Origin of the sequence: Paraburkholderia bannensis NBRC 103871 (assembly GCF_000685015.1) — a bacterium.
Lineage (GTDB): Bacteria > Pseudomonadota > Gammaproteobacteria > Burkholderiales > Burkholderiaceae > Paraburkholderia > Paraburkholderia bannensis.
In genome coordinates this window covers 53,688-63,801 of sequence record NZ_BAYA01000036.1, presented here as the reverse complement: position 1 = coordinate 63,801, position 10,114 = coordinate 53,688, and the positions used below count along the sequence as shown (strand labels likewise).

3 protein-coding genes and 3 pseudogenes are annotated in these 10,114 nt (G+C 58.1%); 3 read left to right on the top strand and 3 right to left on the bottom strand.

Going from position 1 to position 10,114, the window contains the following annotated elements; all coding sequences use genetic code 11:
- Both BBA01S_RS34010 and glgA read right to left on the bottom strand, forming a co-directional pair.
- Positions 1 to 282, bottom strand: a pseudogene (locus BBA01S_RS34010) (glycogen debranching protein GlgX); the annotation flags it as partial.
- A gap of 80 nt (positions 283 to 362) precedes the next feature.
- Positions 363 to 1,934, bottom strand: coding sequence for a glycogen synthase GlgA (gene glgA, locus BBA01S_RS44025; RefSeq protein WP_084162711.1), 1,572 nt, complete (start codon positions 1,932 to 1,934; stop codon positions 363 to 365).
- Positions 1,935 to 2,934: 1,000 nt separating this feature from the next.
- On the opposite strand from glgA, the gene BBA01S_RS33995 reads away from it, so the two are divergent.
- Both BBA01S_RS33995 and BBA01S_RS44020 read left to right on the top strand, forming a co-directional pair.
- Positions 2,935 to 3,729, top strand: a complete 795-nt coding sequence (locus BBA01S_RS33995) for a DUF4397 domain-containing protein (RefSeq protein ID WP_027820324.1) — start codon at positions 2,935 to 2,937, stop codon at positions 3,727 to 3,729.
- Between the two features lie 2,520 nt (positions 3,730 to 6,249).
- Positions 6,250 to 8,348: pseudogene (locus tag BBA01S_RS44020) on the top strand (catalase).
- An 804-nt stretch (positions 8,349 to 9,152) separates the two neighbouring features.
- Here the strand turns inward: BBA01S_RS44020 and BBA01S_RS46255 are convergent.
- Positions 9,153 to 9,344, bottom strand: a pseudogene (locus BBA01S_RS46255) (GTP cyclohydrolase I); the annotation flags it as partial.
- Positions 9,345 to 9,663: 319 nt separating this feature from the next.
- Between BBA01S_RS46255 and BBA01S_RS33965 the strand changes: the two are divergent.
- Entirely contained in the window at positions 9,664 to 10,104 is a 441-nt protein-coding gene (locus BBA01S_RS33965) for an Hsp20/alpha crystallin family protein (RefSeq protein ID WP_027820322.1), read from the top strand.
- Positions 10,105 to 10,114 lie beyond the last annotated feature (10 nt).

The window sequence follows — 10,114 nt, the reverse complement described above, 5'->3', positions numbered from 1 at the left end:
CGGATTGAAGCGATGGCCCGCATCCGGTTCGTAGGGGCCGTGCACGCGGTAGCCGTAAATCGCGCCGGGCTTCAGGTCGGGAACAAAGACATGCCAAACTTCATCCGTATATTCGGGAAGAACGATGCGCTCGATCTCGTATTGCCCGCTCACGTCGAACAGGCACAGTTCGACACGCGTAGCATTCGCCGAAAATAGCGCAAAATTTACCCCGTTTCCCGTCCAGGTCGCGCCGAGGGGAAAGGGCTGTCCTTCGCTGATGCGCGTACTTGTTTTATTCATGATTGACCGGATCCAGACAGGTTGTTGAAGCGACCGAATCGTGCAACATGCTGCACGGGAGAAGCGGACGAAGAGGGCGGTCACGCTGATCGGCGAATTCGCTGCACCGGGGCGCGCGCCCAACCAACCCGGGGAACCCCGCGGCAGGCGGGCGGCGATTCACGCCGTCGGGCGGCGCCGGCGAGCGTCCGATACAGGTCAAGATAGCTTTGTGCAGGAACCGACCAGCTTGAGTCACGACGCATGGCGCTACGCTGGATCACCCGCCACTGCTGCGGAATCCCGTACGCGTCCAGCGCACGCCCGAGCGCATGGAAGACGTCAGCCGGACTTTCGCCATCAAACAGGTATCCGGTCGCGTCAACGACGGCTGCGCACTGTGTATCTCGATCACTGAGAGGGCGGGGCGGGCAGTCTATAATCGTATCGGCGAGACCGCCCACGCGCGAAGCCACCGGTATCGTGCCGTAGCGCATCGCGTAGAGCTGCGTGAGGCCACACGGCTCAAAACGGCTGGCGTGCAGCAGGATGTCGGCGCCCGCATGCAACTGGTGCGCGCGCGTTTCGTCATAGCCGATATGCGCGCCCAGCCGCCCGGGCCACGCGGCGGCGAGCCCACGCAGGTTCTGCTCGATAGCCGCGTCACCCTGGCCGAGCACAGCAAACTGAACGCGCGGCCAGCGAGCCAGCGCCGCGGGCAGTGCTTCGCAGACCACATCGGCGAGTTTTTGCGAGCATAGGCGACTGCCGATCGCCACGAGCGGCGCGAACGGGTCGACATGTAACCCGTAGCTCTGTTGTAGCGCTTTCTTGCAGGCGTGCTTGCCCGCGAGATCGTCCGGGCCGTAGGGCTGCGCAATCATCGGGTCCGTTTGCGGATTCCAGAGCGCATCGTCGATGCCGTTCACAATGCCGGTGAGCTTGTGCGCGTTCATGCCCAGAACGCCTTCCATACGGTTGCCGAAGTGCGGCGTGAGGATTTCGCGCGCATAGCGCTCGCTCACGGTGCTGAGAGCGTCGGCATATACGATGGCCGCTTTCATGAAGCTCAGCGTGTCGTAGAACTCGATGCTGCGCGGCTCGCGCAGCGCTGGTGCGAGGAGTTCGGCAGGAATGCCCGCGTAAGGGGCTAGGCCCACCGGATAATTGCCTTGGAACGCGAGATTATGAATCGTAAATAAACTGCGCGCCGACGCGCCCGCGAGCTTCATGAGAAGTGGTGTGAGGCCCGAATGCCAGTCGTGTGCGTGCACGATGCGCGGACGCTTCACGCCGCGCACGCCGGTCGCAATGCGCGCGGCGGCCGCTGAAAGCGACGCGAAGCGCGCGAAGTTGTCCAGATATTCTCGCCCTTGTTCATCCTGGTACAGTCTGTTCCCACGGCCGGCATAGAGGTGATTCATCTGAAGCAGTAGAACGGTCACATCCGCATCTGGCATCGCAGCGCGCCAGAGCCGGGCGTCGCCCCCAGGCAGTCCGCGCAGATATCCGATTGGAGAAGGCGCCACCACTGCGTCGAACGCGCAATCGTAGCCGGGAATTAGTATGGACACGTCGAGATCGAAAAGACTGAGAGCCGAAGAAAACGCACTTACCATATCACCCAACCCACCGCTCTTGGCCAGCGGTGCCGCTTCTGCGGCGACCATCATTACGTTTAGCAAAGCAGACCTCTCGAGGCTCGAGGGGAGCGGAATGCTCCCGGCGCTGGGGCACGTGAGCAAATGTCGGGCCACGCAGACTGGGAGCGATCTTGTTGCCCGTAGTTCACGCACTGCATTCAGGCGCGGCAGTTGCTTCTTGATTAGCAACTCCGAACTGTTCGTAGCGATTTTCCCGAGGGCAGGCAATGATCAATGCAATTGACAACGACTTCACGTTGAAGTCGCTAGTGCTGCACGTCTTCGAGCAGGATGGAGGCTGGCATTGGGGAATTACGGTTCCACGGACTCCGGCCGGCGGCTTCCGGGTCGTCGCGTTCAGCGATCGGGCCTTTCGTTGCGAAGTAGAGGCGCGACAGGACGGCGGAAACGCGATGGGGATAATGTTTGCAGGGTGACCGGCTATCCACGAACATGCCTTCGCGCCGATGCGCTATACGACTGTAAGCGTGCGTAGCCTTGAAACGCCCGGAGAGCATCGATAGATGACAGGCTTCTTAGATGTCCTGCGGGGCGCGATCCATGATCGAATCAGGCGCAATAGCCGTTCAAATTCTGCACGAGAGCCGTAGATAAAAATTGAATCGCAATGCTGCGGGGAAAGCGGAGGCGTCGGCGCGGTTTAGATCTGGTTTTAAGGCCCAGTTGATCGAGAAGCAGATTGACCGCCCAGCTGACTTCGGCAAGCCGAACAGCATATTTGTGCATTCATAGCATCTGTGAGACGCGCGCGCTCTGGTGAGTTCATTCAATCTCCGGCTTGGGCCATTGGTCGAGGAACCAGAACATAGACTGATTTTCATTGCAGAGCTACCGATCAGCCGTAAGCGGGAGGGTCATGTGCAACGCGTGGACATTGATGATTGATGCGTGCAAGTGTCATTCATGCGGCACGTGATTTGCTGGGGCTGGCACGCGATCCAGTGCGGCAGGAGAGCGAAAGCAACCGCATGGCCTCGCAAAACCAATATTCCCGAGCTACGAGAACGAAATGAGAAAAATCCAGAGATTGTGCGTCACCGTTTTTACGACTGCTATCGTTGCAACGCTCGGAGCCTGCGGCGGAGGCGGAAGTGATGCTGCAAAAGAACTTGGCATTCAGAACCCGGAGGTGCACTTCATACATGCTTTACCGGGCGGCCCAAACGTCGACTTTCTCGTTAATGGATCTGCCCTCCAGACCAATATCGCGTACAAGGGTGTGACAAACTTCGCCAACATCAACACGGGAGCTACGATCGTAGCCTACGCGAATACCGGTTCAACCACCACAATAGCAAGCGGCCAGTTCTCGGACGTTGCAAAGGGCCACGAGTACACCGTACTGGCACTACCCGCCCTAGCCGGTGGGGACATCGGGCTAATCGACGATCCGTTTGACAAGGGACTGCTGTCAAACAGCGCACGGATTCGGGCATTTAACGCGACGGTGAACGCACAAGATCTGGATATCTACATCGTACCCCAAGGCACAGACATCGGCGGCGTCTCGCCAACGATGAGCAACGTCAGGTTCAAAAGCGCCGTGCCGGCGAGCGGACAGGATTCCATCTATCTTAACGGCGGCACTTACGTTGCTATTGTCACGACAGCCGGATCGAAGACGCCGATTTTTCAGTCGACTACCTTCAATCTCTCAAACAATGCCGACTGGCTGATCACCACAGTTCCGATTTCAGGAACCCTGTCGCAACTAGCGGTGGGGCAGATTCACCTTCTGGTAGCGCAAGGTGGAAACGCGTCGCAACCGGCCGTCGAATACATCAATACGCTCACCAACCTTTAAAGGCCGATCTGAGCTTGGTCAGGGCCGCACTTTGTGCGGTGACCACGGCGGCGCCCCTTTGGCAGAGAATCGGTCGGCGCGTAGACACGTCAAAGCGCATCGGCTAACGTATGCTTGGGTTGCGCGCACTACGCGCGCAACCTAGCCCTCCGGCAGAGCCCGCAAACATCTGCCGGAACTTCGGCCGTCGTGTCTTCATTACGAAGCACGGCGGCTTTTTTTGCCGCGGATCCTCAAGTAGATGCGCGCGTTGGCGCAGGCGTTTCCGCAGCCTGAATTTAGGCAACAGCCCGTTAGACATGCCGCGGCTCCGTTTCGCAACGTTGCTCTACAAGCTCGACGACGTACCGTAGCGACTCGGGTACGCGGAAAATCCTCGAACGCAGGTCCAACGTCACGTTGCAATCGTTGTAACGAAGATCTGTTCGAACTTTTCGCCGAGGCGATGAAAACTCGGCGAGTAAATGATGACCTCGTTATCCATTAAAGGCGTACTCCCCGTGAAAAAGAAAAGTAGTTCGTTATTCCATTTAAAATATGCATAACATTTTCCGCGACCTTGCGTCACTGCGAAAACGTAGTCTGTACCGTTTAGCTTGCCAAAGCGGGACTGCGACCATTTTATCATGGGGCGGCTTCGTCCCGGGCGATAGTGCCAAGCATGTATCTGTTCTCCTATGGGTCGAATGATAAGGCCACGACGATCCTGTTCCCTTCCTGATCTTCCAATCATTGCTTTTCCTATCTTGAAAATTATTTCCGACCAAAGTGCTGTTAATGCATAAGTTTTACTATCTTTGGCAGCCTAGCCGAAAATGACCGCGCGCAAGTTGTTGAGCAAGTTGTTGGTTGACTACACAATCGTTATTTGCGAGGTAAGAAGTTGCGTATGCAATCGACATAATTTCACCTCTCTTTCAGGCAACCGAGGATATTACGTTTATTAAGAGCCTAAATGCTTCGAGGAAATACTCTAATTGATTGAAGGCAGAGACATAGACCTATCATAAAGACGCGTGGTACCACATAAACCTCTCCCTTTGTTCGGCAGAACACAGATAAGGATGGATCTTGGCATATAAATTATCCCGTGCGCCGGGGTTGCGTGATTCGAGAGAATATTATGTCGGCAATTTCTAAAGGCAAGATTTTCTTCAGGAAAGACTACGTGTGTTTCAACCTGGTGAAGGGCCAGCGGGTTTTTATGATTCAATTATCTCCCGATTGCCTCGAGGCCGCTTTCGGGGCGAATGGAGACCGAAAAAAACCAGGAGCGTGCGATTCGGGAAAATTTTAGTCGTATCGTAGAGATAGCGGAGTTGAAGGTCCTCTTGGGAGTGAATTCCCCGGTTAAATTGTTCGCTTCGGACTTCGTTTGATTCGTCGGCAGAGCGATTGGCGTTAAACGCAAGGGCGGTCGACTTCTTGAAAGGGTAAATCTAGCCCCCGCTGCCAAAGGGAGGGCTATGCCGGATCTCTGTGAGAAACGAGCCCGCGCTTCGCGACGAGTTCAAAACAGTTAACACACTCTGGCAGAGCCTAAAATTACTGTAAAGAACCAGACCGGTGGCTGCGTGACTATTGGACGACAACCCAGCTGTGACGGAGTCAGGGCTTGGCACACCTGAGCGATCATCACTCATCGGGCGTTCCTCCCGATTCCGAGTTCAGCCCCGGTGAGCGGTCGAGATCGGTTCGGGAGGGAGTACGGGCTACCATGGCCTGCAGAACTTCGATGTCCTGCTCGCTGACTACGACCCGAGCGTCCCGTCTGCGCCGTCGATCGCTGGTTAGGGTGATCCGTCGAGCTCCCACTCAGATCCGTCGTCCCGCGGCCCTCTCTGGTCGTCGCGCTTCGAGAGGTCGTAGTAGACGCTGGCGAACTTGCCGATGCCCGGCAGCTCGCCTTGGGGAAAGTTCGGCTCGATAGGTTCCACCGGGGGCACGAACGTTTCCGCCAGTTATCATTTCGAGGGAAAAGGCGGCGAAGACACTCTCTCGCGCAGCGTTCACTGCCCTTGAGTGAGGAGCATGCACTCACATTCCCGATAAAGCACTACCTCTCACTTTCACAGCTTCGCCACGGGCGAGAAGTTCGCAGGAACGTACTCGTACTACTCAGCGCAGTACTGCACGCGCGGACGATGCCACATACGATCGTTTTGGCCCTGCGCGTTTCGATGCCCGTATGTCGATCAAAAGCCGCTTCGTAACTCTTGCCTGCGCTCTAACCGTTCGGCCTCGCTGAGCGTTGCCCATACCCGGCATTTCGAAATGTGCGATGACGCAGGCGTTGCGGAAGACACCAACAGGCGTAGTGGACATCTCGTGTCCTATTGCGACACCGCGCCGTCGCCGGGCCCCATGGCCCGGTTGCACGCGCGTTGTTTAACTGTCCACGTCTTGTGGGAGGTATGCGGTTTGCGCTTCGGGGTACGCAGCGCTGGCAGGCTCTGTCGGCCAGGACAGGCGGCGGCAGACGCGCCATTGCGAGCCATCGATCCCCCAAGGAGAAACATAATGACTAAAGCGAAGGCTGATTCGAAAAAGAGTCTTACCGGCCTCGGTGGTGAACTGCATCAGCAGAGCGGCAATGGCAAAGGGAAGTCTGCGGTACCCAGCCTCACCACCAATCATGGCACCCCCATTTCCGATAATCAGAACAGCCTACGCGCGGGAGAAAGAGGGCCTTCACTGCTCGAAGACTTCATTCTTCGCGAGAAGATTTTTCATTTCGACCATGAGCGCATTCCCGAGCGGATCGTTCACGCCCGCGGCAGTGGCGCTCATGGCACCTTTGAATGCACGCGTGCCATTCCCGAACTGACGCGCGCCTCGCTATTTCAGAAAGCCGGCCACACAGTGCCTGTGTTTGCGCGTTTCTCGACGGTAGCAGGTGGGGCGGGGTCGGTGGATACGCCGCGCGACGTTCGCGGATTCGCGGTGAAGTTCTACACAGAAGAGGGCAACTGGGATCTCGTAGGCAACAACATTCCGGTGTTCTTCATCCAGGACGCGATCAAGTTTCCCGACCTGATCCACGCCGTCAAGATGGAGGCGGATCGCGGATATCCGCAGGCTGCCAGCGCTCACGATACCTTCTGGGATTTTGTGAGCCTCATGCCTGAGTCGCTGCACATGATCATGTGGGCCATGTCGGATCGCGCGATTCCCCGTTCGCTACGCATGATGCAGGGTTTCGGTGTGCACACGTTTCGCTTCATCAACGCCAAAGGCGAAGGCTCTTTTGTGAAGTTTCACTGGGTTCCTGTGCTCGGCCTGCAGTCGACCGTGTGGGACGAGGCCGTGAAAATTGCGGGTGCTGATCCGGACTATCACCGGCGCGACCTGTTTGAAGCGATTGCAGCAGGGGATTTTCCGCAGTGGGACCTGGGCGTACAGGTGTTCGACGAAAGCTGGGCCGAACAGCAACCGTATGACGTGCTCGATGCGACCAAGCTCATTCCCGAAGAGGAGATTCCCGTCGAGATCATTGGACGACTGACGCTGGATCGCAATCCGGATAATTTTTTTTCTGAGACGGAACAGGTTGCGTTCCTGCCATCGAACGTCGTGCCCGGAATCGACTTCACGAATGATCCCTTGCTGCAAGGGCGCCTCTTCAGCTATCTCGACACACAGAAGTCGCGGCTCGGCACGACGAATTTCCACCAGATCCCGGTGAATGCGCCTCGCTGCCCCATGCACAACTTCAACCGCGACGGTCTGATGCAAACTCAGGTGCCTGCCGGCCGCGCAAACTACGAGCCGAATAGTCTTGCCGAAGCGGGTGAGGACGGCGGACCGCGTGAAACGTCGGAAGGATTTCACACGTTTGCCCCAAATGCCGAGGGTAACGATCTGGCGAAAAGCTGCGCGTACGGTCCGAGCTGTTCAGTGACCACTACAGCCAGGCACGTCTTTTCTACCGGTCACAGCAGCCGCCGGAACAGGCGCACATAGCAACCGCAATTGCTTTCGAGCTATCCAAGGTTCAACTCGACCACGTCCGGAACCGCGTGATCTCCCAACTTCGCAATATCGACGAAGAACTCGCATCGCGCGTGGCAACTGGTCTGGCATTGCCGCTCCCCGGCAAGGCGCCCGCGGCGCGCGAGCCGGTCGATCTACCGCTTTCGCCTGCGTTGTCGTTGCTCGGCCGCGCCAAACATACTCTGGTGGGGCGCAAGGTCGGCATCCTGTTTTCGGACGGATCGAAGAAAGCGACGATCGACACCCTCGCCGAGGCAATCAGAAAAGAGGGCGGCACACCCATGTTGATCGCACCGCGTGTCGGCGGAATCAAGGTCGAAGGCGGCACGCTGAAGGCCGACGGACAACTGGCTGGAACACCCTCCGTGCTGGTCGATGCCATAGCCCTCGTGCTGACCGAAGACGCAGCGGAAAAGCTGTGCTCAGACAGTGCAGCAGTGGGCTTTGTTGCCGACGCCTTCGCGCATCTCAAGGCAATAGGCTTTACGGCAGGTGCGCAGGCGCTACTCAATCGGGCAGGCGTGCAGGCAGACGAAGGCGTAACCGACGATCTGGGCAAAGCATTCCTGAGCGCGGCCTCACGGCGATTCTTTGATCGGGAGCCATGTGTAAGGAACCTGTGCTAGCCAGACGCTCTCAGACTGACGGAGCGCATTCACGGATATGGTGACGGCAACATTTCAAATTGCCCGCTAGATTTCAAATTGCCCGCTAGTATTGAGACTTGAATACTAACGTCATAGCGATTCTGGTGCGAATCCGTCGATGGTGGCGATGCGTTCGGCGGCCAGGTTGCCCGATTGGAGACCTATCATCAAGTCCCAGTTGTTTCCGTGGCGGGAAACGTGTTTCTTCACGCTGGATCGCTCGCGCTCTCCGGGGGGCAGACAGGGCCGTCTGCGCCTGCTCGGCTTTGATGTTGAGTTATCGCACAACCGCCGGAACTGGGCGTCGAGGCTGCAATGCTGAGGCGGTCCTCTGCGGTGGATCGCACACGATGGCGCCAAAGCTGCGCGGCGACAAAGGAGGCTGGGTCGTTCATGCAAGCGCCGTGGGCAGCGCCCGGCATCTCGCCTCAAGCGCAGCAGCGGTGATAGACGCATTGATTTCGGCGGTCGCGGCATTAGGTGCCGGAATTTCCGACACTGGGGTGGCGTATCTTGGGCGCGATGCGCAGGCTTATCGTGGCCGGCCCGCCATCGCGCGGTTACTTCTGGCGGGACTCTGAGCGGATTGGCCCGTGCGGCGACGGGTGCGGATCTGGGCGCGTAGAAGACGCGTGGCTGAGCGGTGGAGATCTGGGAATGGCCGTGCTGGCGACCTTGGCGTGCGATCCAGGCACATGATCAAGATCACGTTAGTTTGAGAGAGCGGCGATAAAACCGGGCACGCGCTCTCGATACGTCAGCGCTGGCTATGTTCAACGGCTTTCACCTGCCCTTGGTGGCGAGCAGGCACAGGAAATCGCGGCGCAACGCTGCGTCTTCGAGGAAGAGGCAGCGCATGACGCTACTGGTCATTTTCGCGCCGTTATCTTTCGTGCCTCGCCAGTGCATACAGTAGTGGTCGGCTTCCATCGCGACTGCAAGCCCGTCGGGGCGGATCCTGTGTCCGAGCCGATCGTAGGTGAGCCGCCGTCGACACGCGACGTGTCGCCGGTCGCCGCGCCCACATCTCGCCTGCATCTCCGGAAAGCATGTCTGCGGACCCGGGGGCAGTAGCAAGGTAGGCCTGTTCGCAGCGGCGACGTCTTTAAATGCGTCTGCGGCTTTTCCTCTTGAAATCCCCGCCAGAGTGTCTATCTTAGTTCTCGCTCAGGCAGACGCGCGGCTTGCAAGGTTCCGCGCGCTGCGTGTTTCGATTTGTTTTGCCAGAAGCTGGCAGGCGAACTGGAGCGCGTATGCCCGTTCGCCTCCATCGTTTTTTGAGGAGAACTTCATCATGAGCGATTTCTACTACGGAACTGACCTCTTCAGCGAGTTCGACCGGCTGCAGCGGCGGATGGCTAACCTCTTCGGTAGTTATCCAACCAGTCTCCGGGCGAGCCACCTCGGAGCATTTCCGGCCGTTAACATAGGCGCCACCGACGACACGATTCAGATCGTCGCGTTCGCGCCCGGCATCAATGCGGAGGAACTCGACGTGTCGATCGATAAGGGACTGTTGACCATCAGTGGTGAGCGCAAGCCGGCTCAACCGCATTCGGGCGAGGACGAACGCATTTATGCACAGGAGCGCTTCACCGGCGCGTTCCGTCGGGTGATCGAGCTGCCGGAGAACGCCGACCCCGACAAGGTTCAGGCGCGCTACGAGAATGGTTGCCTGTCGATCGCCATCGGCAAGCGCGAATCCTCGAAGCCTCGTGCCATTACCGTCCAATGATCCGGGAGCC

Bases quoted from the DNA above. Each gene is read 5' to 3' on its own strand.
- glgA (WP_084162711.1), bottom strand. From the start codon at position 1,934: ATGATGGTCGCCGCAGAAGCGGCACCGCTGGCCAAGAGCGGTGGGTTG.
- BBA01S_RS33995 (WP_027820324.1), top strand. From the start codon at position 2,935: ATGAGAAAAATCCAGAGATTGTGCGTCACCGTTTTTACGACTGCTATC.
- BBA01S_RS33965 (WP_027820322.1), top strand. From the start codon at position 9,664: ATGAGCGATTTCTACTACGGAACTGACCTCTTCAGCGAGTTCGACCGG.